Source organism: Amycolatopsis lurida (assembly GCF_900105055.1).
Taxonomy (GTDB): Bacteria; Actinomycetota; Actinomycetes; order Mycobacteriales; family Pseudonocardiaceae; genus Amycolatopsis; species Amycolatopsis lurida.
Genome location: NZ_FNTA01000004.1, coordinates 1,294,638 through 1,319,849 on the forward strand (window position 1 = coordinate 1,294,638; position 25,212 = coordinate 1,319,849).

At 68.8% G+C, this 25,212-nt stretch carries 30 protein-coding genes; 19 read left to right on the forward strand and 11 right to left on the reverse strand.

Features of this window, described 5'->3' with window-relative positions:
• The first annotated feature begins 47 nt into the window (after positions 1 to 47).
• The 5 genes from BLW75_RS11175 to BLW75_RS11195 are packed head-to-tail and all read left to right on the forward strand — an operon-like array spanning position 48 to position 4,245.
• Entirely contained in the window at positions 48 to 797 is a 750-nt protein-coding gene (locus tag BLW75_RS11175) for an enoyl-CoA hydratase family protein (RefSeq protein WP_034317158.1), read from the forward strand.
• The gene (locus BLW75_RS11180) at positions 797 to 1,657 is read left to right on the forward strand and encodes a CoA transferase subunit A (protein ID WP_034317161.1); all 861 of its coding nucleotides are present in this window, start codon (positions 797 to 799) and stop codon (positions 1,655 to 1,657) included. Before BLW75_RS11175 ends, BLW75_RS11180 begins: the two co-directional genes overlap by 1 nt.
• Positions 1,654 to 2,379 (forward strand): CoA-transferase subunit beta, encoded by a 726-nt coding sequence (locus BLW75_RS11185; RefSeq protein WP_034317164.1) that lies wholly within the window; start codon positions 1,654 to 1,656, stop codon positions 2,377 to 2,379. Before BLW75_RS11180 ends, BLW75_RS11185 begins: the two co-directional genes overlap by 4 nt.
• A complete protein-coding gene (locus BLW75_RS11190) occupies positions 2,376 to 3,422 on the forward strand; it encodes an NAD(P)H-dependent flavin oxidoreductase (protein WP_034317168.1) in 1,047 nt (348 codons plus the stop codon). The genes BLW75_RS11185 and BLW75_RS11190 overlap by 4 nt, the downstream gene beginning before the upstream one ends.
• 31 nt (positions 3,423 to 3,453) lie before the next feature.
• Entirely contained in the window at positions 3,454 to 4,245 is a 792-nt protein-coding gene (locus BLW75_RS11195) for an alpha/beta fold hydrolase (protein WP_034317171.1), read from the forward strand.
• 1 nt (position 4,246) lies between these two features.
• On the opposite strand, the gene BLW75_RS11200 is transcribed toward BLW75_RS11195, so the two are convergent.
• Positions 4,247 to 4,723, reverse strand: coding sequence for a DUF2000 domain-containing protein (locus BLW75_RS11200; protein ID WP_034317174.1), 477 nt, complete (start codon positions 4,721 to 4,723; stop codon positions 4,247 to 4,249).
• A gap of 103 nt (positions 4,724 to 4,826) precedes the next feature.
• Here BLW75_RS11200 and BLW75_RS11205 point away from each other — a divergent pair, with 103 nt between their 5' ends.
• Positions 4,827 to 5,294: an Lrp/AsnC family transcriptional regulator gene (locus BLW75_RS11205; protein WP_034317178.1), complete on the forward strand. Its 468-nt coding sequence runs from the start codon at positions 4,827 to 4,829 to the stop codon at positions 5,292 to 5,294.
• On the opposite strand, the gene BLW75_RS11210 is transcribed toward BLW75_RS11205, so the two are convergent.
• From BLW75_RS11210 to BLW75_RS11225, 4 genes are all read right to left on the reverse strand, one after another.
• Positions 5,291 to 5,848: a sugar O-acetyltransferase gene (locus BLW75_RS11210; protein ID WP_034317181.1), complete on the reverse strand. Its 558-nt coding sequence runs from the start codon at positions 5,846 to 5,848 to the stop codon at positions 5,291 to 5,293. The two genes, BLW75_RS11205 and BLW75_RS11210, sit on opposite strands and share 4 nt — an antisense overlap.
• Before the next feature lie 209 nt (positions 5,849 to 6,057).
• Entirely contained in the window at positions 6,058 to 7,143 is a 1,086-nt protein-coding gene (locus tag BLW75_RS11215; protein ID WP_034317184.1) for a DUF1996 domain-containing protein, read from the reverse strand.
• Positions 7,144 to 7,345: 202 nt separating this feature from the next.
• Positions 7,346 to 8,101, reverse strand: a complete 756-nt coding sequence (locus tag BLW75_RS11220) for an anti-sigma factor family protein (protein WP_034317187.1) — start codon at positions 8,099 to 8,101, stop codon at positions 7,346 to 7,348.
• On the reverse strand, positions 8,098 to 8,649 hold the full coding sequence (locus tag BLW75_RS11225) for a sigma-70 family RNA polymerase sigma factor (RefSeq protein ID WP_034317190.1): 552 nt from the start codon (positions 8,647 to 8,649) through the stop codon (positions 8,098 to 8,100). The genes BLW75_RS11220 and BLW75_RS11225 overlap by 4 nt, the downstream gene beginning before the upstream one ends.
• 258 nt (positions 8,650 to 8,907) lie before the next feature.
• Here BLW75_RS11225 and BLW75_RS11230 point away from each other — a divergent pair, with 258 nt between their 5' ends.
• The 5 genes from BLW75_RS11230 to BLW75_RS11250 are packed head-to-tail and all read left to right on the forward strand — an operon-like array spanning position 8,908 to position 12,387.
• Entirely contained in the window at positions 8,908 to 9,468 is a 561-nt protein-coding gene (locus BLW75_RS11230; protein WP_034317193.1) for a hypothetical protein, read from the forward strand.
• A complete protein-coding gene (locus tag BLW75_RS11235; protein WP_034317197.1) occupies positions 9,452 to 10,219 on the forward strand; it encodes a DUF4142 domain-containing protein in 768 nt (255 codons plus the stop codon). The genes BLW75_RS11230 and BLW75_RS11235 overlap by 17 nt, the downstream gene beginning before the upstream one ends.
• The gene (locus tag BLW75_RS11240; RefSeq protein ID WP_034317200.1) at positions 10,212 to 10,817 is read left to right on the forward strand and encodes a ferric reductase-like transmembrane domain-containing protein; all 606 of its coding nucleotides are present in this window, start codon (positions 10,212 to 10,214) and stop codon (positions 10,815 to 10,817) included. The genes BLW75_RS11235 and BLW75_RS11240 overlap by 8 nt, the downstream gene beginning before the upstream one ends.
• An 18-nt stretch (positions 10,818 to 10,835) precedes the next feature.
• Positions 10,836 to 11,072: a ferredoxin gene (locus tag BLW75_RS11245; RefSeq protein WP_007033644.1), complete on the forward strand. Its 237-nt coding sequence runs from the start codon at positions 10,836 to 10,838 to the stop codon at positions 11,070 to 11,072.
• Positions 11,065 to 12,387, forward strand: a complete 1,323-nt coding sequence (locus BLW75_RS11250; RefSeq protein WP_034317202.1) for an NAD(P)/FAD-dependent oxidoreductase — start codon at positions 11,065 to 11,067, stop codon at positions 12,385 to 12,387. The genes BLW75_RS11245 and BLW75_RS11250 overlap by 8 nt, the downstream gene beginning before the upstream one ends.
• A gap of 378 nt (positions 12,388 to 12,765) precedes the next feature.
• Here BLW75_RS11250 and BLW75_RS11255 read toward each other — a convergent pair whose 3' ends face one another.
• Positions 12,766 to 13,218 (reverse strand): winged helix-turn-helix transcriptional regulator, encoded by a 453-nt coding sequence (locus tag BLW75_RS11255; RefSeq protein WP_034317204.1) that lies wholly within the window; start codon positions 13,216 to 13,218, stop codon positions 12,766 to 12,768.
• 68 nt (positions 13,219 to 13,286) lie between these two features.
• Here BLW75_RS11255 and BLW75_RS11260 point away from each other — a divergent pair, with 68 nt between their 5' ends.
• Complete coding sequence (locus BLW75_RS11260) at positions 13,287 to 14,429, forward strand: MFS transporter (protein WP_034317206.1); 1,143 nt, start codon at positions 13,287 to 13,289, stop codon at positions 14,427 to 14,429.
• Here BLW75_RS11260 and BLW75_RS11265 read toward each other — a convergent pair.
• Genes BLW75_RS11265 through BLW75_RS11280 form a run of 4 tightly spaced genes read right to left on the reverse strand, consistent with a single transcriptional unit; the run spans position 14,413 to position 18,049 of the window.
• Positions 14,413 to 15,564 carry an acetyl-CoA C-acetyltransferase gene (locus BLW75_RS11265; RefSeq protein WP_034317209.1) on the reverse strand — a complete coding sequence of 384 codons (1,152 nt, stop codon included), beginning with the start codon at positions 15,562 to 15,564 and terminating at the stop codon, positions 14,413 to 14,415. The genes BLW75_RS11260 and BLW75_RS11265 overlap by 17 nt on opposite strands.
• Entirely contained in the window at positions 15,557 to 16,159 is a 603-nt protein-coding gene (locus BLW75_RS11270) for a TetR/AcrR family transcriptional regulator (RefSeq protein WP_034317213.1), read from the reverse strand. Before BLW75_RS11270 ends, BLW75_RS11265 begins: the two co-directional genes overlap by 8 nt.
• Positions 16,160 to 16,166: 7 nt before the next feature.
• Complete coding sequence (locus tag BLW75_RS11275; RefSeq protein WP_034317218.1) at positions 16,167 to 16,934, reverse strand: SDR family oxidoreductase; 768 nt, start codon at positions 16,932 to 16,934, stop codon at positions 16,167 to 16,169.
• Positions 16,931 to 18,049 (reverse strand): acyl-CoA dehydrogenase family protein, encoded by a 1,119-nt coding sequence (locus BLW75_RS11280; protein WP_034317222.1) that lies wholly within the window; start codon positions 18,047 to 18,049, stop codon positions 16,931 to 16,933. The genes BLW75_RS11275 and BLW75_RS11280 overlap by 4 nt, the downstream gene beginning before the upstream one ends.
• A 72-nt stretch (positions 18,050 to 18,121) precedes the next feature.
• Between BLW75_RS11280 and BLW75_RS11285 the strand changes: the two genes are divergently transcribed.
• From BLW75_RS11285 to BLW75_RS11310, 6 genes are read left to right on the forward strand one after another with little or no spacing between them, the layout of a single operon-like run.
• Positions 18,122 to 19,612 (forward strand): FadD3 family acyl-CoA ligase, encoded by a 1,491-nt coding sequence (locus BLW75_RS11285; protein WP_034317225.1) that lies wholly within the window; start codon positions 18,122 to 18,124, stop codon positions 19,610 to 19,612.
• Complete coding sequence (locus BLW75_RS11290) at positions 19,609 to 20,442, forward strand: enoyl-CoA hydratase (RefSeq protein ID WP_034317229.1); 834 nt, start codon at positions 19,609 to 19,611, stop codon at positions 20,440 to 20,442. The genes BLW75_RS11285 and BLW75_RS11290 overlap by 4 nt, the downstream gene beginning before the upstream one ends.
• Positions 20,442 to 21,575, forward strand: coding sequence for an acyl-CoA dehydrogenase family protein (locus tag BLW75_RS11295; RefSeq protein WP_034317232.1), 1,134 nt, complete (start codon positions 20,442 to 20,444; stop codon positions 21,573 to 21,575). Before BLW75_RS11290 ends, BLW75_RS11295 begins: the two co-directional genes overlap by 1 nt.
• Positions 21,572 to 22,501 carry an acyl-CoA dehydrogenase family protein gene (locus tag BLW75_RS11300; protein WP_034317235.1) on the forward strand — a complete coding sequence of 310 codons (930 nt, stop codon included), beginning with the start codon at positions 21,572 to 21,574 and terminating at the stop codon, positions 22,499 to 22,501. The genes BLW75_RS11295 and BLW75_RS11300 overlap by 4 nt, the downstream gene beginning before the upstream one ends.
• On the forward strand, positions 22,498 to 23,469 hold the full coding sequence (locus BLW75_RS11305; protein WP_034317238.1) for an acyl-CoA dehydrogenase family protein: 972 nt from the start codon (positions 22,498 to 22,500) through the stop codon (positions 23,467 to 23,469). Before BLW75_RS11300 ends, BLW75_RS11305 begins: the two co-directional genes overlap by 4 nt.
• 4 nt (positions 23,470 to 23,473) lie before the next feature.
• On the forward strand, positions 23,474 to 23,881 hold the full coding sequence (locus tag BLW75_RS11310) for an HIT family protein (protein WP_091597325.1): 408 nt from the start codon (positions 23,474 to 23,476) through the stop codon (positions 23,879 to 23,881).
• On the opposite strand, the gene BLW75_RS11315 is transcribed toward BLW75_RS11310, so the two are convergent.
• Complete coding sequence (locus tag BLW75_RS11315) at positions 23,872 to 24,777, reverse strand: RNA polymerase subunit sigma-70 (protein WP_034317241.1); 906 nt, start codon at positions 24,775 to 24,777, stop codon at positions 23,872 to 23,874. The genes BLW75_RS11310 and BLW75_RS11315 overlap by 10 nt on opposite strands.
• A 63-nt stretch (positions 24,778 to 24,840) precedes the next feature.
• On the opposite strand from BLW75_RS11315, the gene BLW75_RS11320 reads away from it, so the two are divergent.
• On the forward strand, positions 24,841 to 25,209 hold the full coding sequence (locus BLW75_RS11320; RefSeq protein WP_034317244.1) for a nuclear transport factor 2 family protein: 369 nt from the start codon (positions 24,841 to 24,843) through the stop codon (positions 25,207 to 25,209).
• Positions 25,210 to 25,212 lie beyond the last annotated feature (3 nt).

Genomic DNA, 25,212 nt, shown 5'->3' on the forward strand with positions numbered 1-25,212 from the left:
TAACGTACCAAGCAAGTGCTAGGTTTGGTAGCGGAGAAGGGTGCACGATGACCGTTTCCACCCACTCACCGGAGCCCGGCATCGCCGTGGTCTCGGTCGACGCGCCCCCGGTGAACGCGCTGAGCGTGAAGGGATGGTTCGCCCTCGCCTCCGCCGTCACCGACGCAGGACGCGATCCGGCGACCCACGTGGTGGTGCTGCGCGCGGAGGGCCGCGGGTTCAACGCCGGAGTCGACATCAAGGAGATCCAGCGCGACCCGGGGTACGGCGCGCTGATCGGCGCGAACGAGGGCTGTGCGGCGGCGTTCTCCGCCGTGTACGACTGCGCCGTCCCGGTGATCGCCGCGGTGCAGGGCTTCTGCCTCGGCGGCGGGGTCGGCCTGGTCGGCAACGCGGACATCGTGGTCGCCAGCGAGGACGCGACCTTCGGGCTCCCGGAGGTCGATCGCGGCGCGCTCGGCGCGGCGACCCATCTCGCGCGGCTGGTCCCCCAGCATCTGATGCGGGCCTTGTACTACACGGCTTCGACGATCACCGCGGATCAGTTGCACCACCACGGTTCGGTCTACGCCGTGGTCCCGCGGGAGGAACTCGACGAGACGGCGCTCGGCGTCGCGCGGCAGATCGCGGCGAAGGACCCCCGCGTGATCCGCGCCGCGAAACAGGCCATCAACGGCATCGACGTCCAGCCCGTGCACCGCAGCTACCGCTTCGAGCAGGGATTCACCTTCGAACTCAATCTGGCAGGCGTCTCGGACGGTGCGCGTCAGGAGTTCTTGGACGGTAAGGGGAAGTGATGGCCGACAAGCGGATGACGCCGGACGAGATCGCCGCCGAACTGCGGGACGGCATGACGATCGGCATCGGCGGCTGGGGCTCGCGGCGCAAGCCCATGGCGCTGGTGCGCGCGATCCTGCGGTCTCCGGTCAAGGAGCTCACCGTGGTCTCCTACGGCGGTCCGGACGTCGGGCTGCTGGCGTCGGCGGGCAAGATCAAGCATCTCGTCTTCGGCTTCGTCACGCTGGACTCGATCCCCTACGACCCATGGTTCTCCCGGGCGCGGGAAACCGGGTCGATCACCGTCATGGAATACGACGAAGGCGTGTTCGGAACCGGACTTTCCGCTGCCGCGCAACGGCTTCCGTTCCTTCCGACGCGGGCGGGCCTCGGCTCCGGCGTCATGGATCTGAACCCGTCTTTGCGCACCGTCCACTCACCGTACGACGACGCCGAAGAGCTGCTGGCCGTGCCCGCGCTGAAGCTCGACGCGGCCTTCGTCCACCTCAATCGCGCCGACGCCCGGGGCAACGCTCAGTACCTCGGGCCGGATCCGTACTTCGACGAGCTGTTCGCCCTCGCCGCCGAAAAGTGTTACGTGTCAACGGAAAAGATCGTGGAGACGGCCGAGCTCACCGAATCCGGGCCGGTGCAGAGCCTGCTGCTGAGCCGGATGCTCGTCACCGGGGTGGCCGAAACACCGAACGGCGCGCATTTCACGACCGCCGTCCCGGACTACGGACGCGACGAACGTTTCCAGCGTCACTACGCCGAAGCGGCCAAGGATCTCGACGCGTGGCCGAAGTTCGTCGACAGGTTCCTGTCCGGCGACGAAGCGCAGTACCAGAAGGCCGTCGCCGAATTCGGGGAGTCCGCATGAGCGACATCAGTCGTGCCGAAGTGGCCGTCGTGGCCTGTGCCGAGCTGTTCCGCGGTGACGGCGAAATCGTGGTGAGCCCCATGGGTTTCATCCCGTCGCTGGGCGCCAGGCTCGCCAGGCTGACGTTCGAACCCGACATCCTGCTGTCCGACGGCGAGGCGTACCTGATGACTCCGGACGCCGTCGTCGAAGGCTGGCAACCGTTCCGCAAGGTCCTCGACACCGTGGTACCACGCGGAAAACGGCATGTGGTGATGGGCGCCAACCAGATCGACGGCGAGGGCAACCAGAACATCTCGGCCATCGGCGACCATTCTCGCCCCAAGAAACAACTTCTCGGTGTCCGCGGCGGGCCGGGCAACACGGCCAACCACCGCACGAGCTACTGGGTTCCCCGGCACGGCAAGCGGGTTTTCGTCGAGCAGGTCGACGTCGTGTCCGGGGTCGGTTACGCCAGGGCACGCGAGGCTGGGCTGCGGCACCACGACGTCCACCGCGTCGTCACCAACCTCGGCGTCCTGGACTTCGGCGGCGAAAACCACGCGCCGAGGCTGCTTTCCGTGCATCCGGGGGTTTCCGTGGACGAGGTCGTCGAGGCGACGTCGTTCCCGCTGATCACCGACGGGGTCACCGAGTCCCGACTGCCGACCGAGTCCGAACTCCTCCTGATCCGCACGAGTCTCGATCCGAAATCCCTGCGGGACAAGGAAGTCCCGTCGTGAAGACCGCGCTGACCGAACTCGCCGGAATCCGGCACCCGATCGTGCAGACCGGGATGGGCTGGGTCGCCGGTCCGCGCCTGGTGTCCGCGACGGCGGAAGCGGGCGGCCTCGGCATCCTCGCGTCCGCCACGATGACCTACGACGAACTGGCGGCCGCCATCAAGGAGGTCAAGAGCCGCACGTCCGAACCGTTCGGCGTCAACCTCCGCGCGGACGCCGAAGACGCCGCGCGCCGGGTCGAGCTGCTCATCACCGAGGAAGTCCGCGTCGCGTCCTTCGCGCTCGCGCCGAAGAAGGACATGATCGCGCGGCTCAAGGACAACGGCGTCCTCGTCGTCCCTTCGGTCGGTGCCGCCCGGCACGCGGAGAAGGTCGCGGGCTGGGGTGCCGACGCCGTCATCGTGCAGGGCGGCGAAGGCGGCGGGCACACCGGCGGGGTCGCCACGACGCTGTTGCTGCCGTCGGTGCTGGACGCGGTCGACATCCCGGTGGTCGCGGCCGGTGGCTTCTTCGACGGCCGGGGGCTCGCCGCCGCGCTCGCCTACGGGGCGGCCGGCGTCGCCATGGGCACCCGGTTCCTCTTGACGAGGGAAAGCACTGTCCCCGACGAGATCAAGCGGGCGTACCTCGCCCGTGACCTCAACGGCACCGTCGTCACCCGGAAGGTGGACGGGATGCCGCATCGCGTGCTCCGGACGGAACTGGTCGACGCGCTCGAGTCCGCCGGTCCGGTACGCGGGCTCGCCCGGGCCGCCCGGAACGCTTCGAAGTTCCGGAAGCTGACCGGCCTGTCGTGGCGCTCGCTGGCCACCGAGGGGCTGCGGATGAAACGCGGCGGCGACCGGACCTGGTCGCAGGTCCTGATGGCCGCCAACACGCCGATGCTGTTGCGCGCCGGGCTCGTCGAAGGCGACCGGAGCGCCGGGGTGCTGGCGTCCGGGCAGGTCGTCGGCCTGCTCGACGACCTGCCCGCGGTCGGCGACCTGATCGAGACGATCGTCGCCGACGCCACCGGCATCCTGCGGCGGCTGGCCTCGGAGTGAGGGGCCGGGCACGCTGTGCTTGACTTCGGCCATGATCTCGGAGAGTCGTTGTCCGGTCGAGGACGGTGAGCTGTACGTCCGCAGCACCGGCGAAGGGCCGCTTCTGCTCCTGATCGCGGGCGGGCTGGGCTCGGCGGACACCTTCCGGGCGATGACGAAGCTGCTCGCGGACGACTACACCGTCGTCACCTACGACCGGCGCGGGCACTTCCGCAGCACGGACACCAGCACCGGCCCGGTCAGCGTGCCGAAGCAGGCCGACGACGCCCACGCGGTGCTCCAGCACGTCGGGGGTGCCCCCGCGCGCGTGTTCGGCACCAGCGCGGGCGCCATGATCGGCCTCGACCTCGTGGCCCGCTACCCGGACGCGGCGACGGTGCTGGTCGCCCACGAACCGCCCGCCATCCAGCTGCTGCCCGACGCGCTCGGCTGGCTCGACGAGGCCAGCGCGCAGGTCCGGCTCGCGCAGGCGGGCGATCTGATGGGGGCGTTCAAACGGTTCACCGACGGGATCGCCGGCGCCGCGCTGCCCGAGCTGCGCGCGATCCGGCTGCCGAACGAGGAGGACTGGAAGCGGCTGTTCGGCCGCGAACTGGCCGAGATCCTCGACTACCTCCCCGATCTGCGGGCACTGCGGCGGAGCAGGACCGAGATCGTCCCCGTCGCCGGTGTCGGCAGCCGAGGGCACTACCACTACCAGCCCGCGAAGGTCCTGGCGCTCGAACTGGGGCTGCCGTTCACGGAGGTACCGGGCGCGCATCTGGCGCCGCAGCGGAATCCCGCCCAGTTCACCGAAGCGCTGCGGGACCTGCTCGAAGGCTGAGTCAGGCCATCAGCGGCAGTTTCCCGACCAGCTTGTCGATCCGGTTGCGCGGGCCGACGATGCCGATCGCGCAGAAGTCCATCTCCTCGGTCGGGATCTCCTTCATCGTCGCGAGGAAATCGGTGTAGACCCGGATCTGCTGGGCGACGGCGGGCATGTCGGCGACGTGGCAGCCTGGCGAGGCCGCGGCCTTGGTCCTGATGGCCCGGAGTTGCGCGGCGTCGGCCGCCAGCACCGAGCAGCCGATCCACGGCAAGCCCGAATAGTGCTCGCCGTTCGCGTTGACCGCTTCCTCCCCCAGGAGCCCGGTCACCGACTTCACCGTGGCGACGGCGGTGCAGACGGCCGCGTTCGCCGCCCGGCCGGGCGGCAGCTCGCTGTCGACCACGATGACCCACTTCAACCGGGCCTGGCGGGTGGACGCGGCGAGGTCGATTTCCTCGGGGGCGAATCCGATGGCCGTACCGTACTCGGACATTCAGCTGATCTCCTGCTCACTTCAACGGATGAACAAGGCCAAGCTAAGAGGACGTACGAGTAGAGTCCATCGTGTTCGTACTTAATACGGCGAGAGGCCTCGGATGGCGCGACTGGACGAACTTGATAAGGCGATCCTGGCGCAATTGCAGTCGGACGCACGGAAGACCAACCGCGAGGTGGCCGCCGCGGTGGGCGTTTCGCCGACCACCGCGCTGGACCGCACCCGCGGGCTGCGGGAACGCGGCGTGATCCGCGGCGCCCTGCTGGACGTGGACCTGCCGTCGATCGGCCGCGGGGTGCAGGCGCTCATCGCGGTGCGGGTGCGCCCGCCCTCGCGGCGCAACATCGAAGGCTTCCGGAACTGGGTCAACGCGCTCCCCGACCTCGTCGGGCTCTACGTGACCACCGGGACCGAGGACTTCATCCTGCATGTCGCCGTGCCCGACAACGACAGCCTCTACGCCTTCGTGATCGACAAGCTGACCGAACGCCCCGAGGTGGCCGACGTGCGCACCTCCATGGTCTTCGAGCACAGCCGTCGTACCAAGATCACGCCGGTGGACCGCTAGAGCTCGCGGATGACGCGGGCCGGGTTGCCCGCCGCGAACACCTTCGACGGCAGGTCACGCGTGACGACACTGCCCGCGCCCACCACCACGTCGTCCCCGATGGTCACTCCGGCGCACACGATGACGCCGCCGCCGAACCAGACGTTGTCCCCGATGGTGATCGGCGCGGCAGACTCCCAGCGCTGCCGCCGCAGTTCGTGGTCCTCCATCGGATGCAGCGCGGTCAGCAGCTGACAGCGCGGGCCGATCGAGCAGTCCGAGCCGATCTTGATCGGCGCGCAGTCGAGCAGGATGGCGTCGTAGTTGAGGAAACTGTTGGCGCCGATCTCGATCAGATAGCCGTAGTCGCACTGGAACCGCGGCATGATCCAGGAGCCCTCGCCGAGCTTTCCCAGCAGTTCGCGCAAGATCGTGTCCCGCTCACCGGTCTCCTCGGCGCCCGTGCCGTTGAACCGGTCGACGAGCGCCTGCGCGCGCCTGCGATCCGCGACCAGCTCGGGTTCGTTGTCCCGGTACAGCTCGCCGCGCAGCATGCGGTCCTTCTGCTCACCCATGCCGCCAACCTACCGAAAAGCGTCCTGCCGGCGAGCTTCCCGAGGAAAGCCGCCGGCAGGACGGGGTGAATGCTTGCGGAGCGTTCTTCAGTTGTGTCGATCGATTTCCGGGTAGGGCCGGCCCGGCGGATGGGTGAGGTGTAGGGGGGACCCGCCGGGCCGGAGTATCTTCCTTTCTCTTCGCAGGTTCCTGCTTCCGCTTCAGGGCGTCATTCGCGGCACTTGCGGCCTTCGTTGACGCAGTCGACGAGGCGATCCATGATCCGGTCGGACATCACGTTCGCGAAATCGTCGTGGTCGGAGAACGGGTTGTGATCCTCTTCGGTGAACGAGTCCACTTTGTACTGGCCGGCGGCCTGGATCTGCCGCGGGATCTCGTAGGTCAGCGAGATGGTGAGCTCCGGGACGGCGGTGAGGCCGTTCGCGCATTCGCCGTTCTCGTCGGGATACTTGATGTGGTCCCGGTGGTTTTCGCTGTCGATGTTGTCGCCGTCGAGACAGCTCGGGAACGTGTGCACCCGCTTGACGTCACTGCCCTCGGGGCAGATCGGGTACTGCTTGATGAGCCTGTTCTCGAAGCCGGTGCAGGTCCAGCTCTCCCGCGCGTTGGCGGGCCCGTTCGTGGAGACCTTCGCGTCACCGTAAAGGATCCGGAGGAACTTCGGCATCTCCTTCACCTTCTCCCTGGCGTTTCCCTTGAAGGTGATGTCGACGACCGCGGGGCGCTGGATCTCACCGTCATTGCCGGCGAGTTCGTTGTCCGCGTTCGGTTCTTCCAGCTGAGCCTCGTCCTGCCGGTTCCGGTCACCCTGCCGCCGCTCTCGGCCCTGTTGTTCTTCGGCTTCCTCCGCGGCGTCGATCCGCACCACCGGCCAGAAGTACGTCGACTCGTCGCCGTTGCGGCAGGTGGTACCGGCGCCCAGCAGGCTGTCGTTGTCCGAATCCGCGTTCGTGGAAAGGTTTCCGACGTAATCGTGCAGATGCTGGGCGCCGTTGCGCACCCCCGGCTGCGCGATGAAGTTGTCGGGATTGAAATGCCCGTTCTCGTTCCGGCCGCAGTCGACGGTGAACGAGCCGGTGGAGGCGTTCCGGCCCGGCTCCGGCTTGTCGATGTTCGGCCGGACCCGGGTGATGTCCACGAACTGCGACTTGTCCACCTCGTCCGCGGCGGCGCGTTCGGGGTCGCCGGTCGTGGTGGACACCACCAGACCGCCGACCGCGATCGACAAGCCCAGCAACGCGGTCGCGATCTTGGTCCTGCGGGCGATCCGATGGCGCCCTTGATTTCGTGCCATTAGCTGCTCACCTCATTCTTTTCCGGGCACGCCGATCACTCGCGCCCGGGCATGAGCCACGCATTTGTCGAATACGCCGATTACCGCATTCGTGGCGAACCCTTCTGTTCGCCCGCCGATTCAGATCCGGCTACTGGGGAATACGGTTCCAGCCGAGGACCGGTTCAAAACGCGATCCGGCCGTTATCTTTCCGTTATAAGACTACCGGCGCACGGTGGCCAGCACGGTGCCGTCCCGCTTGAGCACCTCGAAGCGTTCGATGTCGGCCTTCTGCAACGCCGTCGAACCGGTGATGACGAGCGGAGCCGGGGAACCGGGCACGCCGTACCCCTTGGCCGGCACGCTCCAGTTGTTGACGACGTAGGCCTCCCCACCGTGGGAGTAGGCGAAAAGCTGGCAGGTCATCGGGCCGACGAGGCCGCGCAGTTCGAGTTCGACGGCGCTGCCCCACTCCTTCTCCTGCACCGTGACCTCGGCGGCGACCGCGTTGCCCGCCTCGGACCAGCCGAACGGCGCGGCGCCGCCGTCCGGGCCCGCCTCGCGTCCCCGCGACGACGACGGAGGCGGCACCACCGACGTGACGACGGTGGGCGCGGCCTGCGTCACGATCGGTTCACGGTCGGTGAGCGAAAGGACGGTGACCGGACCGCCGACGACGAGCACGAGTACGGCGGCGGCCATCGCGAGCCGGATGATCTTGCGGCGACGGCCCGCCTTGGCCGCGTCGGCGAGCAGCATCCGCAGCACCCGCGGGCCCGGCCCCTTGACGGGCGGATCCGGCCAGCTCTTCTTGACCATGTCGAGAATGTCGGGCAGGTGGTACATCTCCACCAGTTCGACCTGACACTCGGGACACTCCAGCAGATGCGCTTCGAACCTGGCGTGATCCTCTTCGCCGAGGACGCCGAGCACGTAGGCGGCGATGTCCGTGTGGACGGTTCCGGACACCTCGCTCACCCCCGCTCCTGCAACGCCCTGCGCAACGCGCGCACAGCGTGGTGGATCCGCGATTTCACCGTACCCGGCGGCACCCCGAGCGTCGCCGCGACCTCGTTCACGGTGCGGTCACGAAGATAGGTCTGCTGAACGGCCTCGCGTTGTTCCGGGGAAAGATTGCGCAGGGCCTCGTAAACGATCATGGCCGCGAGCGTCTTCTCCGATTCGTCCGGCACTCCGATCGAATCCGACTCCAGTTCCTCCACCTCTTGAGGGCGGGCGCTCCGGCTCCGCCAGCCGTCGATGACGATGCGCCTGGCCACGGTGAACAGCCAGGCGCGCAGCATTTCCGGCTGCCGGTCGAGTTTGCCGGCGTTGCGCCACGCCTTGATGAGCGTCTCCTGGACCACGTCCTCGGCCCACTGGCGATCGTGGCCGGTCAGCTTCAGCACGAACGCCATCAGGCTGGACCCGAACTCCTGGTACAACGCCCTGATGAGGTCGTCATGCCCGTTCGACGCGGGTTCATGATCGACGATTGGCTGCAGTATCCGAGAGTGGCGTCCCACGCGGCACATCTTTGTGGGCTCAGGGGCGATAAGTCCAGTACCAAAACCGGCTCGGGCCGGTTCTCCGAGCGCGGGAAAGTTTTTTGAACCGTTTCCCGCTCGTGACCGTATCCCCTACCGAAGACCCCCGACCCGGCGCTGTCCCCCGCATCGCCGAATCCACTGTGGATCATGACTGTCCATAGTGGAATTGAACCTGCCTGCACACCATCTCCCCGCGGTGATGGCGTTCTCCTCTGCCCCGACAGGAGGATTTCCGTGAACCCCGTGTCACGCTCGGTCATACCTCTGACCCTCACCCTGGCCGCGGTCGCGCTGACCTCGGCCTGCACCACCGGTACCGCGGGACCGAACGGCACTCCGGGCACGGCCCCGGCCGCCGGAGCGGCGGAAATCCCGGGAATGCCCGACCCCTCGGCCGAACCGGCTCCCGGTGTCACGGCGGCGATCCTGTTCGACCTCGGCCCGATCGTCACCGACACCAATGGCTTCACGCTTTATCGCTACGACAAGGACACGGTGAATCCGCCCAAGTCGACGTGCACCGAAACCTGTTCGCGGACCTGGATTCCCGCCAAGGCAGGCGGCGATCTCGTGGTCACCGGGATCGATCGCGCCCTGGTCGGCAGCGTGACCAGGGACGACGGCACCGAGCAGGTCACGCTCGCGGGCTGGCCGCTCTACCGCAACGCCGGCGACGCGATGCCCGGCAACACCGGCGGGCAAGGCGTCGACGGCGCGTGGTTCCCCGCCAAACCGGACGGCACGAAAGTGCTGCTCACCGCGGACACCTGGCAGGCCGATGACCTCGGCATCTGACCTCCCCAGACCCGTCCGCCCGCTGCTCGTCCTGCTGATCGCGGCCGCCGTGAGCCTGTTCGGCCCCATCGGCGACGCGCACGCCCAAGAACTCTCCGCGGCGGACAAGAACCTGATCGTCAACGTCAAACTGGCCGGACTGTGGGAAATGCCCGCCGGGATGTGGGCGCAGGAACGCGGAAAGAGCCAGCGGACCCGCGAAGTCGGCCGGACGCTGATGATCGACCACGGCAGGCTCGACACCGCGACGCACGCCGTCGCCGACAGGTTCGGCATCACCCTGCCGTCCGAGCCCTCGGATCAGCAGTCCGCGTGGCTCGGCGAGATGAAGACCGCCCGGGACGACAGCGAATTCGACCGTGTCTTCGCCAACCGCCTCCGGTACGCGCACGGGATCCTGTTCCCCGTCATCGCCCAGGTCAGGGCCGGTACCCGCAACGACGTCGTCCGCGACTACGCCACCACGGCCAACCAGGCGGTGCTGCGACATATGACCCTGCTGGAGAGCACCGGCGTCGTCGACCAGTCCCTGCTGCCGGAAGCCCCGGTGCCGCAGTCGAATTCGGCCAACGCCGCGATGGACGTCGGCTTCGGCGACCTCGCGCTCGGCCTGCTGCTCGCGGTGGTGCTCGGCGGCGGACTGTTCGTGGCCCTCCGGGCCCTGCGCAGCAAGAACACGCGGACCCGCGAACGCGCGGCCGCCACCGAACCGGATCCGGTTCCCAGTGCCCCAGGAGAGATCAATGTATGACCAGTGGTCCGAGGTGGTGATCGTGCTGACCCAGAAATCGGACACCGACTCCGGCATCAAGGGCATGGCGCAGACTTCAGCCCGGATCTCGTACGGCTTCATGTGCCTCACCCTGTGCTGGGGCGTGTTCACCGCGACCGGCTGGATCAAGTCGCTGACCGGGCGGAAGGCACTGCGCAGCTCGCATATGGTGCTCGGCATCCTGACGTTGTCGTTCGGTGTCGTGCACGCGATGTCGTTCCTGTTCCTGCCCGACGGTTTCACCCTGGCGCAGGTCACGATCCCGCTCTTGCCGGGCACCCTGGCGCGGCACGAGCTCGGCGTCATCGGGCTCGAGGTGATGATCGCGGTCGCGCTGACCGGCGGGATCAGCCGGTTCAGCTCCTACCGCCGCTTTCTGTGGATCCACCGGCTCGCCTATCCGGCGGTCGCGATCACCGCGCTGCACGCGTTCTTCGGTGCCATGGCCAACGGGCATCTCGGCCTGCTGTGGTTCGGCGGGATCACGCTGCTGGTCCCCGCGGTGCTGCTGACCGCGCTGCGGTTCACGCCGACCCGGTACCTGGAGCGGCTGGGCCTGGTCGAAGAGCTGGTCTGACGACTTGGAGAACGAACAATGATCTTCGGAAGCATCCGGCGCGGCACCCGCGTCAGCGTCGACAACGAGCGGTGCGAGATCTTCGGCTTCTGCGAGATGGAGGCGCCGTCCACGTTCAAGATCGGCCCGGACGGCAAGCTCCGCATCCGCCGGATGGTCGACCGGGACGGTCTCGACCAGGCCATCTCCGCCGCTCGGCTCTGCCCGAAACAGGCCATCAGAGTCAAGGGAGAAGGAGCGTACGACGATGAGTGACGGAGATCGGATCGTCATCGTCGGCGCGGGCGTCGCCGGCCTCCGCTCGGCGGAACGGTTGCGGGAACTCGGGTTCGACGGCGAAATCGTGCTGGTCGGCGACGAGCCGCGCAAGCCCTACCACCGGCCGATGGTGTCGAAGGAGCTCATCACCGGCGGGGTGAAACCGGTGGCGGCGAGCCTGGAGCCCTACGTCGATCTGGACGTCCATTGGCGGCTGGGCACCCGTGCGACCTGGCTCGACAGCAAGGAGCGCACCGTCCACCTGCCGGGTGGCGAATCCCTTTGGTACGACGGATTGATCATCGCGACCGGCGTCTACCCCCGGCATCTTCCCGGCTCGCCGCGCCACGATCCCCGGGTCCGTGTGCTGCGCACCGTGGAGGATTCACTGGCCGTCCGGCGGGCGCTGGGGAACAGCACCAAGTCCGTCGTGGTGATCGGCAGCGGCCTGATCGGGAACGAGTTCGCCGCGTCGATGCGGTACATGGGCCGGGACGTCACGCTCATCGGCCACGCGAAGGCGCCTTTGCACCGCTTCGGGGAGCGGATCGCGTCTGCGCTCACCAAGGAACACCACCACCATCGCGCCAAGCTGGCGATGAACACCGAGGTGCGGAACTGGATCAGCACCAAGGAGACGGTCGGGCTGCACCTCACCAACAACCAATTCCTGGTGGCCAGCTGCGTGGTGCTCTCGATCGGCAGCGTGCCCGCCGTGGACTGGCTGCGCGGCTCGGAGCTGACCATCGACGACGGCGTGCTGTGCGAATCGACCCTGTTCGCCGTCGGGGCGGAAGACGTCGTGGTCGCCGGCGACGTCGCGAAATGGCCGAACCTGCGGATCGATGAGACCCCGCGCCGGGTCGAGCACTGGATGAACGGCGTCGAATCCGGGCGCGCGGCGGCGGAAAGCCTCATGCTGGGCCGTGGCAACGCACGGCCGTACACGCCGCTCCCCCGAGCCTGGTCGTCCCTGTACGACGCGCGGTTGCAGACCGTCGGGATGCCGTCGCTGGGCAAGGACACGATCGAACTCTCCGACGGGGTCACCGGATTCGTCCGCGACGGCAGGCTGATCGGCGCGGCGGGCTGGGACCGGCCGAAGGCGATGATCCACTGGACCGCCGAACTCGACCGGCGGCTGCCGGTGCCCGAGCCGGTGTTCCCCGCCCCCGCCGCCCCTTCGTTCGCGGCGACGCCGATCGGGGAGGACATCCTGGCCCCGTTCGAGCGGGACTTCCTGTCCGAGACGCCGACCGAGGCCGTCCCCGCGCCGGAAAGGATGCCCTGGGCTCGCGTTCCCGCCGGGTGACCCGGGATCGCGAACGGACCGGGGCCGCGCGCGGCGGCCGCGGTCCCTCAGGTGGCGGTGGGTAGCCGGGCCTCCGCACCCACCGCCACCCCTTGGGGACGCCGGGAGGTACCGGGACCGACGGTGATTCGGGCTCCGCCGGGTACTGGCCTCCGGGCTCCCCGCTTCCGGTCGGGGCCCTTCCAGGCCTGACTCACCTGGAAGGGCCCCGATCCATGCACTGAGTATCGCCCCGCTCCGCGTGTTCGAAGGCGGAACTCGCGTGCTCGAAGGCGTATCTCGCGTGCTTGGAGGCGGAACACACGAGTTACGCCTTCAAGCACGCGAGTTACGGCTCTGATCACGCGAGATCGCCCTTCCGCACGAAGGCGGCACGGTTCACGAGGACGGCACCTTCACGACCACGGTGTCCTCCGGCCCGACGACACGTCCGTCCGAGGCCCGGATCTCCAGCTCTCGCAACGAAAGCCCGCCGTCGCGGTCCACCAGTTCCGAACGCGGCTCGCCCTCGGCGAAGAAATGCGCCTCCCCCCATTGCCGCAGCGCGACGATCACCGGGAACAGATCCCGTCCCTTCGGCGTCAGGACGTACTCGCTGTACGTGCTTCCGTCCGAAGCCGGGACCATGTCGAGCACGCCGTGTCCCACGAGCGCCCGCAGCCTCGCGGACAGGATGTTCTTCGCGACGCCGAGGCTGCGCTGGAACTCCCCGAAGCGGCGGACGCCGTCGAAGGCGTCGCGCACGATCAGGAGTGACCACCAGTCGCCGATCGTGTCGACCGAGCGCGCCACCGGGCACGAAGCTTCGTCGAACGTCGTCCGCTTCACCATGGTTGCATCTTACAACCGCAGTGCTCTACCGTCCCAGTGGTAGCAACTTGAAACCATCTGGAGGGTTCGTGCACCGCGGTGTCGTCCTGTTGTTCGCCGTGGCCGCCGGGACGGCCGTCGCCACGATCTACTTCGCCCAGCCGTTGCTGGTCACGATGGGCGCCGATCTCGGCATCGCCACGTCGACCGTCGGTGGCATCGTCACCCTCACGCAGCTCGGCTACGGCCTCGGCCTGTTCCTGCTGGTCCCGCTCGGCGACCTGCTCGACCGGCGACGGCTCGTCACCGGCCAGCTGGTCCTGCTGGCGATCGCCGAACTCGTCGCCGCGACGGCCGCGAACGGGGTGGTGCTGTTCGCCGGGATGGCGGCGATCGGCGTGCTCGCGGTCGTCACGCAGCTCCTGGTCGCGTTCGCCGCGTCGCTGGCGGAGCCCGCCGAACGCGGACGCGTGGTCGGCCTCGTGACGACCGGCGTCGTCCTCGGGATCCTGCTGGCGCGCACGGTGTCCGGCACGCTGGCCGATCTCGCGGGCTGGCGCGCGGTGTACGTCGTGTCCGCGGTCGTGACCGCGCTGATCGCGATCGTGCTGTACCGCGTACTTCCCGCCACGGCCCCGGGAAAGGTCATGAACTACGGGCGGCTGCTGCGTTCGACGTGGTCACTTTTCGCCGAGGAGCCCGTCTTCCGGACGCGCGGCACGCTCGCACTGCTGATCTTCGCCGCGTTCGGCACCTTGTGGAGTTCGGTCGCCCTGCCGCTCAGCGAGGACGGCCTGTCGCATACCGCCATCGGCGCGTTCGGGCTGGCCGGGGCCGCGGGCGCGCTGGCGGCGGCACCCGCCGGACGGCTCGCCGATCGCGGCCGCGCGCGGTGGACGACCGGCCTCGCCCTCGGCCTGCTCCTGCTTTCCTGGATACCGCTGGGTTTCACCCGCTCGTCACTGTGGGCGCTTGCGGCGGGCGCGATCCTGCTCGACCTCGCCGTCCAGGCCGTGCACGTCACGAGCCAGACCCTGATCTATCCGCTCCGGCCGGACGCCGGGAGCAGGCTGATCGGCGGGTACATGATCTTCTACTCCGTCGGCAGCGGCCTGGGCGCCATCGGCTCGACCGCCGTCTACGCCGCCGCCGGCTGGACGGGCGTCTGTCTCCTCGGCGCGACGTTCAGCGCGGCGGCGCTCGCGGTGTGGAGTGTCAGAGACGCTCGATGATCGTGAGGTTCGCCGTTCCGCCGCCCTCGCACATCGTCTGCAACCCGTAGCGCCCGCCTCGTCGCTCCAGTTCGTGCAGCAGCGTCGCGAACAGTTTCGTCCCGGTCGCCCCGATGGGATGGCCGAGCGCGATCCCGCCGCCGTTGACGTTGACGCGGTCCGGATCGGCGCCCGTCTCCTCGATCCACGCCAGGACGACACTCGCGAACGCCTCGTTGACCTCGAACAGGTCGATGTCGTCGATGCTCAGCCCGGTCTTCCGCAGCGCGTGCGCGGTCGCCGGGATGGGCCCGGTCAGCATCCACACCGGATCGGCCGCCCGCACGGAAAGATGATGGATCCTGGCGCGCGGGGTCAGGCCGTGCTCCTCGACGAACTTCTCCGACGCGATGAGCGTCGCGCTGGCGCCGTCCGAGATCTGGCTGGCCACGGCCGCGGTGATCCGCGAACCCTCGCTCAGCGGTTTCAGCCCCGCCATCCGTGCCAAAGTGGTGTCGCGCCTGGGCCCCTCGTCCAGGGCGGCACCGGCGAACGGTGCGGTCTCGGCGGCGAACCGGCCTTCGTCGATGGCCGCGATCGCCCGCTGATGACTGCGGAAGGCGTACTCCTCCATCGCCTCACGGGTCAGGTCCCAGTGTTCGGCGATCATGTCGGCACTGCGGAACTGCGACACCTCGACGCTGCCGTACCGCTCCTGCCAGCCCTTCGAGCCGGAGAAGGGATCATCGAAGCCGAACTCGCGTCCGGCCAGCATCGCCGCGCTGATCGGGATGGCGCTCATGTTCTGCACACCGCCGGCGAGGACGAGGTCCATCGTCCCGGACAGCACCGCCTGCGCGGCGAAATGCACGGCCTGCTGACTCGAACCGCACTGCCGGTCGATCGTCACGCCCGGCACGTGATGCCCGAAGCCCGCCGCGAGCCACGCCGTGCGCGCGATGTTCCCGGACTGCGGGCCGAGCGTGTCGCAGCAGCCGAGGATGACGTCGTCGACCAGGTCGGCCTCGACACCGGTCCGCTCGACCACGGCCTGGATGACGTGCGCGCCGAGGTCGGCCGGATGGACACTGCTGAGCGCTCCCCCGCGTTTGCCGATCGGGGTCCGGACCGCGTCCAGAACGTAGGCTTCAGCCACGGCGCCTCCTTTTAGTCGCGATGCCGTCCAGAAGGATCCCGAGGTACTGCTGCGCGACGTCGTCCGCGCTCAGCGTGCCGCCGGGGTTGTACCAGCGCACCGCCACCCAGACGGTGTCGCGGATGAACCGGTAGGTGAGTTCGACGTCGAGGTCCTCGCGGAACACGCCTGCCGCGATGCCGTCGGTGAGGATCCCGTTCCACAGCTTCCGGAATTCGGTGTTGCGGTCGTTGAGATAGTCGAACCGCGGCAGCTGCATCAGATGCTTCGCCTCGGACTGGTAGATCGCCACCTCGGCGGGCCGCCGGTGAATGGATTCGAACGACGCCACGACGACGGCTTCGAGTGTTTCCCTCGGGCCTTTCCCTTCCGCGACGATCTCGGCGTAGGCGCCGAAGAGCTCGTCGAGGAAGCCGGTGAGGATCTCGTCGGCCATCGACTCCTTCGAGTCGAAATGGTGGTACAGGCTGCCGGAAAGGATGCCCGCCGCGTCCGCGATGTCCCGCACGGTGGTGGAGACGTAACCGCGCTCGGCGAACAGCTTCGCCGCCAAGGCGAGCAGTTCGGCGCGGCGGGACCCTGGACTGGCTTTCATCGTTACCTCACGCATGCTGCGAACTCACGGACACGACCTCGCCGGTGAGGTACGACGAGTACTCACTGGCGAGGAACACCATCACATTCGCCACTTCCCAGGGTTCCGCCGCCCTCCCCGAGACCTCGCGCGCGGTGAGCTCGGTGAGCAGTTCCTCGCTGGTCACCTTGGCCAGGAACGGATGCATCGCCAGGCTCGGCGCGACGGCGTTGACCCGGATGCCGTGTTCGGCGACGTCGACGGCCGCACATCGGGTGAGCGCCATGACCCCCGCCTTCGCGGCCGCGTAGTGGGCCTGCCCGGCCTGCGCGCGCCACCCGATCACCGACGCGTTGTTGACGATCACCCCGCCGTCGCCTTGGGCGATGAACCGGTTCACCACGGCCCGCGTCGCACGGAACGTGCCGTTGAGGGTCACGTCGATGACCCGCGACCATTCGTCGTCCGTCATGTCCACAAGGGACTTCGTGCCGCCGAGCCCGGCGTTGTTGATCAACACGTCGATCCGGCCGTAGTGCGCCGCGGCCCCGTCGATGAGCGCCTGTACCTGGTCTTCCTGGGTGACGTCGCAGGGGATCGCGTGGACGTCACCGAGTTCGGCCGCCTTCTCGCCGAGGCGCCGCTCGTGCCAATCGCTGATCACGACACGGGCGCCTTCCTCCAGCGCGCGTTTCGCCACCGCGGAACCGATCCCGGTGCCGGCCGCCGCCGTCACCACGACCACCTTGTCCCGCAGGAGGTTCGCCCCCTCGGGGTACTTCGGCACCGGGATCACGGGCGTACCTCCCTTGGCAGGCCGAGCACCCGCTCGGCGATGACGTTGCGCTGGATCTCGTTGGAACCGCCGTAGATGGTGTCGGCCCGGGTGAAGAGGAAGAGCCGTTGCCAGGCGTCGAGCCCGTCTTCCGCGAGCATGCCCCGCGCGCCGCGGACGAGCATCGCGAGCTCCCCGAGGTCACGGTGCCAGTTCGCCCAGACCAGTTTGGACACTTCCGCCACGCCGGGCGACGAGTCTCCGAGCGTGCGGATCGCCTGCGCCCGCATGACCTCCAGGCCGACCCAGGCGCGGTCGATCCGTTCGGCGATCACCGGGTCGTCCGGCGCGATCCTGGTGAGTTCTTCGAGTTCCCGGCGGAACCCGACCTGCTGCCCGAGCGTCGCGACGCCACGCTCGAACGCGAGCGTGCCCATCGCCACCCGCCAGCCGTCACCGGGTTCACCGACGACGAGACCCTTCGCCGTGCGGGCACCGTCGAAGAAGACCTCGTTGAACTCCGAAGTCCCGGTGAGCTGCCGGATCGGCCGGACCTCCACTCCGGGCTGCCGCATCGGGACGAGCAAATAGGACAGTCCTTTGTGGCGTTTCGAGCCGGGTTCGGTGCGGGCCAGCACGAAACACCAATCGGCCACGTGTGCGAGCGACGTCCAGACCTTCTGGCCGTTCAGCACCCACTCATCGCCTTCGAGGGTCGCCGTGGTCGACACGGCGGCGAGGTCGGAGCCGGCGCCGGGTTCGGAATAGCCCTGGCACCACAGTTCCTCGACGGCCACGATCGGCGGCAAGAACCGCTCCCGCTGTTCCGGCGTCCCGAACGCGATCAGGGTCGGGCCGAGGAGTTCCTGCGCAAGGTGGCTGACTCTCGCCGGCGCACCCGCTCGCGCGTACTCCTCGTGGAACACGACCTGCTGTTCGAGTGTCGCGCCCTGGCCGCCGTGTTCGACCGGCCAGCCGACGCAGGTCCAGCCCGCCGCGGCGAGCCGCCGTTCCCACTCCACGCGTTCGTCGAAGGCCTCGTGCTCCCGGCCGGGACCGCCCAGACCGCGCAGTTCCGGCGGCAGGTTCTCCGCCAGCCAGGTGCGCACGCGGTCACGAAAACCGTCTTGGGCCACGCCTGCCTCCTCTAGCCAAACCAGAGCCTGCTGCGTAGGCTACCCTACCAAGCACTTGCTAGGGAGACTTCGATGACTGAAGGAACCATCCCAGCGGCGCTCGACAGGGCCGCGGAGCGCTTCGCCGCGCGGGAAGCGCTGGTAGACGGCGAAGTCCGGCTCACCTACGCCGAACTCGCCCGCCGGGTGCGCCAGGCGGCGCGGTTCTTCGCGGGCCACGAACGGGTCGCGATCTGCTCCCCCAACACCTGGCACTGGGTCGTCGCCGGGCTCGGCGCGCTGTACGCCGGAGCGACGCTGATCCCGGTCAACACCCGCTTCACAGCCCGCGAGACCGTCGACGTCCTCGAGCGCGCGAAGGTGTCCGCGCTGGCGATCACCGGCACGTTCCTCGGCACGGATCGGCTGACGGACCTCGGCTCTTCCCGCCCCGGCGCCGTCCTGCGCATCCCTGTCGAAGGCGCCGAAGAACCTGTCGACGGTGTTACGGAATGGGATGCCCTCGCCGGTCTCGAAACCGATTTCACCAGTCCCGCGAAACCCGACCACGTCAGCGACATCCTGTTCACCTCCGGGACCACCGGCCGCAGCAAGGGCGCGATGAGCAGCCACCGCCAGGCGCTGAGCGTCGCCGAGGCCTGGGCCGACTGCGGTGGCCTGACCGAGGAAGACCGCTACCTCGTCATCAACCCGTTCTTCCACAGCTTCGGTTACAAGGCGGGGATCCTCGCGGCCATCCTGCGCGGGGCGACGATCCTGCCGCAGCGCACCTTCGACGTCCGCGAAACCCTCCGCCTCGTCGAATCCGAGCGGATCACGGTGCTTCCCGGCGCGCCGACGATCTATCAGGTCCTGCTGGACGCGCCCGAACGCGGGAACCACGATCTGTCCAGCCTCCGGCTCGCCGTCACCGGGGCGGCGACCGTGCCGGTCGCCTTGGTCGAGCGAATGCGGACAGAGCTGGGTTTCGACACCGTGCTCACCGCGTACGGGCTCACCGAGGCCGTGGTGGCCACGATGTCCCGCCCCGAAGACGACGCGAAACTGGTGGCACATTTCTCCGGTCGTGCGACGGCGGGCTTCGAGGTGAAGCTCGGCGAGCTCGGCGAGGTCCTCCTGCGCGGGCCGAACGTGATGCTCGGTTATCTCGACGATCCGGAGGCCACGGCGGAAGCCATCGACGCCGACGGCTGGTTGCACACCGGCGACGTCGGGGTGCTCAACGAGCGCGGCTACCTGCGGATCGTCGACCGGATCAAGGACATGTACGTCTGCAAGGGATTCAACGTGTACCCGGCCGAGATCGAGCAGGCGCTCGGCTGGCTGGACGGCGTGGCGGAATCCGCGGTGATCGGTGTTCCCGACGCGGTGTACGGCGAGGCGGGCAAGGCCTACATCCGGCTTCGCCCCGGCGCCGAACTGTCCACTGAGGACGTCCTGGCGCACTGCAAAAGCAATCTGGCCAACTACAAACTCCCCCGGTACATCGAGTTCGTGGCGGAACTTCCGCGGAACCTGTCGGGGAAGGTGCTGAAACGCGTGTTGCGGGAGGAGAACGGATGACCGTCGAGTACGAGCGACGCGGGCCGGTGGCCGTCGTCACGATGAACCGGCCGGAGTACCGGAACGCGCAGAACTCGGCGATGACCTACGCGCTGGACGCGGCGTTCACCCGCGCTGTCGACGATCCCGAGGTCAAGGTGATCGTGCTGGCCGGCGCCGGGAAGCATTTCTCCGCCGGGCACGACATCGGGACGCCGGAGCGCGACGTGGACGTCTCGTTCGAGCGCAAGGCCGTCCTGTGGTGGGACCATGTCGGCGCCGAGGGCGGTGATCAGCGGTTCGCCCGCGAGTCCGAGGTCTACCTCGGCATGTGCCGCCGGTGGCGCGAGATCCCGAAGCCGACCATCGCGAGCGTGCAGGGCGCGTGCATCGCGGGCGCGCTGATGCTGGCGTGGGTGTGCGACATGATCGTCGCCTCCGACGACGCGTTCTTCGCCGATCCCGTGGTACGTATGGGGATTCCCGGTGTCGAGTACTTCGCGCACCCGTGGGTCCTCGGTCCGCGCGCTGCCAAGGAGGTGCTGTTCACCGGTGAGCGCTTCACGGCGCAGCAGGCCAAGGAATGGGGCATGCTGAACCGCGTCGTCCCGCGCGCCGACCTCGAAACCGAGACGATGGCGCTGGCGGAGAAGATCGCGGTGATGCCGCGGATGGGGCTCGCGCTCGCCAAGAAGGCCGTGAACCAGGCGGAAGACCTCATGGGGCTCCGGTCCGGAATGGACTCCGTGTTCGGTCTGCACCACTTCGCGCACGCGCACAACGCCGAGGTTTCCGGCGGTGACTCGCTGGGCGGGCAGGACGCGCGCTCGATGCGTGACGCGAGTTCATGATGAACCTCGACCTGGATGAGCAGACGCTCGCCTTTTGTGACGAAGCCCGTGCCTGGCTCGCCGCGAACGTTCCCGCCGAGCCGCTGAAGTCGTTCGACACCGCCGAAGGATTCGCGCAGCACCGCGAGTGGGAATCCCGGTTGGCCGACGCCCGGTGGTCCGTCGTCTCGTGGCCGCGCGAGTTCGGCGGGCGGGACGCGAGCCTGCTGGAGTGGGTGCTCTTCGAGGAGGAGTACTACGCGGCGGGAGCGCCGTTGCGAGTCAACCAGAACGGCCTCTTCATGCTCGCGCCGACACTGTTCTCCCATGGCACGGAAGAGCAGCAACGTCGCATCCTGCCGAAGATGGCGCGCTCCGAAGAGGTCTGGGCGCAGGCGTGGTCGGAACCCGAGGCGGGCAGCGACATCGCTGCGCTCCGGAGCACCGCGACCCGCTGCGACGGTGGCTGGCGGGTCAGCGGGCAGAAGACGTGGAGCTCGCGGGCGACCTTCGCGGACAAGGCGTTCGGGTTGTTCCGCAGTGACCCGGAGTCGGTGCGACACAAGGGGCTCACCTATCTGATGGTGGATCTGCGGGCCGAGGGCGTCACCGTCCGGCCCATCCCCCAGCTGGACGGTGAACCGGGGTTCGCCGAGCTCTTCTTCGACGACGTCTTCGTCCCCGACCAGGACGTCATCGGCGCGCCCGGCGAAGGCTGGCGGGTCGCGATGACGACCGCGAACAACGAACGCGGCCTGTCCTTGCGCAGCCCCGGCCGGTTCCTCGCCGCGGCCGACCGGCTGGTCTCGCTCTGGCACGACGCCGGGCAGCCGGCGCACACCGCGGACCGGGTCGCCGACGCATGGATCGGCGCGCGGGCCTATCAGCTGTACACCTTGGGCACGGTCACCCGGCTCTCCGAGGGGGCCGAGCTCGGCCCGGAGTCGAGTGTCAACAAGCTGTTCTGGTCGCACCTCGACGTCGCCCTGCACGAAACGGCGCTCGATGTCCTCGGCCCGGACGCCGAACTGCGGGGCGCCTGGAGTGATGGCTGGCTGTTCTCCCTGGCCGGGCCGATCTACGGCGGAACCGACCAGATCCAGCGGTCCATCGTCGCCGAACGGCTGCTCGGCCTGCCGAAGGGGGCTCGATGAGGTTCGCACTCTCCGCCGAGCAAGAGCAGTTCTCCCGCAGCCTGCACGATCTTCTGTCCGGTGTGGACACGGACTCGGCCACTCGATCCTGGGCGTCGGGCGATCCCGGTCCCGGCCTCAAGATCTGGCGGCGGCTGGCCGAACTCGGCGTGACCGCGCTGGCGGTTCCCGAGAAGTACGACGGTCTCGGCGCCACGCCGGTGGATCTGGCCGTCGGTTTCGAACGGCTCGGCTATCACTGCGTTCCCGGGCCGTGGACCGACACCGTGGCCGTCCTGCCGTCCTTGCTCGACGACGAACTGCTGACGTCGGTCGCGTCCGGCGAGACGCTGGCGTCGGTGGCTTTCGCGCCGCAGGTGCCGTATGCCTTGGATTCCGACGTCGCGGACGCGCGGCTCGCCGTCGAGAACGGCAGGCTGCGCGCCTTCACTCCCGGCTCACTTCTGTCCTCTATGGACGGATCACGGCGGCTATTCCCGCCCGTGACCGGGGACGATCTCGGCACGGCGCTCGACGCGGAGCGCGCGTTCGAACTGGGCTGTCTCGCCACCGCGGCGCAACTCCTCGGCGCGGGACGATGGCTGCTCGACACGTCCGTCGCTTACGCCGCGCAACGCAAGCAATACGGCCGGGAGATCGGCGGCTACCAGGCGATCAAATACCTGCTCGCGGATGTCGCGACCGGGCTCGCGCTGGCCGAACCGCTGCTGTTCGGCGCGGCCGTCACGCTGGACCGGCGCGACGTCTCCGCGGCCAAGGTGGCGTGCGGCGACGCCGCGCATCTCGCCGCCCGGACCGGGCTGCAGGTGCACGGCGCGATCGGCTACACCGCGGAACACGCGCTCGGCCTGCGGCTGACCAGGGTCCGCGCGCTGGTCGGCGCGTGGGGCACGCCGCGGTTCCACCGGGAGCGGGTGCTGTCATGACGTTCACCGCCGAACAGGACGCGCTGCGCGACAGCGTGCGGAAACTGCTGGACCGGGAAGCGGATCCCTGGCCGGAGCTGTGCGAGCAGATCGGGGTGGCGGCGCTGGCCGTTCCCGAGCGGTTCGGCGGGCTCGGCGCCGGGACCACGGAACTGCAGGTGGTCGCCGAAGAACTGGGCAGGGTCCTCGCCGACGTCCCGTTCCTCGGCTCGGCCGTGCTCGCCGTGCACGCCGTCCTGGCCACGGGCAACGACGAGGCTTGCGAGCGTCTGCTCCCCCGCCTCGCCGAGGGTGCCATCGGCGCGGTCGCCTGGGCCGATGCCGAAGGTCGCTGGGATGCTCCTGCCTGCCGCGTCGACGATTCCGTGGTGGAGGGCGAGGCGCACTACGTCCTGCACGGCGACGAGGCCGAGATCCTGCTGGTCGCGACCGGCGGCTCGCTGTACGAAGTCACCGATGCGCGGCGAGAGCGGACTCCGGCGATGGACGAAACGCGGCGACTGGCGAGGGTTCGTTTCGACAATGCCCCTGCCCGGCTGATCGGCCCGGTCGACCTCGACGCGCTCAGGGACGTCGCGTGCGCCGTCCTGGCCGCGGAACAGGCCGGGGCCGCAGCACGGGCGTTGGAACTGACGGTGGAGTACAGCAAGCAACGGCACCAGTTCGGCAGGCCGATCGGCGGCTTTCAGGCGTTGAAGCACCGGATGGCGGATCTCCACGTCCTGGTGGAGACCGCGCGCTCGGCGGCCTACGCGGCTCCGCAGTCGAGCAGGCTGGCCGCGGTGGCCAAGGTGCACTGCTCGGAGGCGCTGGCGACGGTGGCGGGCGAGATGATCCAGCTGCACGGCGGGATCGCGATCACCTGGGAGCATCCGGCGCACCGCTATTTCAAGCGGGCGCATGGCGCGGCGCACCTGTTCGGCTCGCCAGGAGACCACCTCGGACGGGTGCGACCGCCGTTATCGTGAGCCGGTGGAGTGCGCGATCTGTGCCAAGCACCGTGGTGAAGGCCCGCTGGTGGGGCCGGTCGTCTGGGCTGACGGCACGGTCGTCGTGTCGCACCGGCCCGGCCGTTTTCCCGGGTACCTGTTCGTCGAGCCCCGGCGGCATGTGGCGGCGCTGGACGAGCTGACCCCGGACGAGGTCTCGGCGGTTTCGCGGGCGGCCTGGTGCGCGGCCAGGGGCCTGCGCGCGGAACTGGCTCCGGAGCACGTGTTCTCCGCCATCGCCGGGCGCAGCGTCGCGCATTTCCATCAGCACGTTTTCGTGCGGTACCGGGGAACGCCCTCGGAGCTCGGGTGGATGGACGGTCCCTCGTGGACAGGCGCGCCGGCCGCGGACATCCGCGCGCTGTGCGGCCGGCTGGCGGGTTACTTCTGATCCAGGAACCGGGTGATGGCACGGATACGGTCACCGTCGAGGGTGAGGACCATCAGTCCGGCCGGTGTCTCACCGTGACGGCAGACGAAGGCGGGCTGGCTGTTGGCCCGCGTCGGGGTCATGGTGAAGCCCTCCACGGGAACGGCCATGGTGACGCGGAGGAAGCCCGCGATCGCCTCGCGACCGTGGTACTCGTGCGGTGCCGGTGGCATGGCGAGCCAAGCGTCGTCGGTCAGCAGGCTCAGGACGCCGTCGAGGTCGCCCGCGGTGAACGCGTCGGCGAAGCGCCTGGTCAGCTCGCGCTCCTGCGGTGAGGGGCAGTGTGCCGTGTGGGCTCGATGCTTGTCGAGGGAGGCGCGGGCGCGCTGAAGGATGCCTTTGACCGCCGTCTCGGTGGTGCCGAGCATGCTCGCGACTTCAGCGGCGGAGAAGCACAGGACGTCCCGCAGGACGAGCGCGGCGGCTTGTCTCGGGGGAAGGAGCTGGAGTCCGGTGATGAAGGCGAGCTCGACGGCCTCCCTGGTGGTGTAGCGCGCTTCGGGGCCGGGTTCGCTGTCGGCGAGCTCGTCCGGATACGGCTGCAACCAGGTCGCTTCACCGCGCCGGCTCGGCTCCGGCGGATCGAACGGCGGCACCGGCTCGGGCGGGCAACGGCGGCCGGCGTCCCTCAATGCGTTGAGGCAGCGGTTGGTGGCGATGCGGTACAGCCAGGTGCGTAGCGATGAGCGCCCCTCGAAGCCGTCGAGACCGCGCCAGGCGGCCAGAAGCGTCTCCTGGACGGCGTCCTCGGCGTCGGTGAGGGAGCCGAGGATCCGGTAACAGTGCAGGTGGAGCTCATGCCGATAGGTGTCGGCGAGTTCGCGAAACCCCTGCTCGTCTGTCGCCCTGGTGCTCACTGACCGTTCCTTTCGCGGCGGGAGTGGTGTCTGACTGGGTGAAGACCGACGAAAGGAACCATCATGACCAGTCCCGCCTTGGATGTCGCGCTCGCCTACCACCACGCGTGGACGGGCAAGGACTTCGAGAAGGCGATGACCTACGTCGCCGACGACATCGTCTGCCACACGCCCGGTGGGCCGCTTTCCGGCGCTGAGGCGTTTCGCGGGTTCATGGGCCCGTTCACCGAGATCCTGACCGGCTCGACGCTGCTCTCGGCGTTCGGGGACGAGACGACCGCGTTGCTGATGTACGACACGGCGACCCTGCCGGTCGCGAGCGCACCCGGGGCCGAGCTGCTGACGGTGCGGGAGGGGAAGATCGTGGAGTTGCGGATCGTGTTCGATCGGGCTCCTTTCGATGCGGCGCGGGAGGCTGCTGCGGGGGCTTAGCCG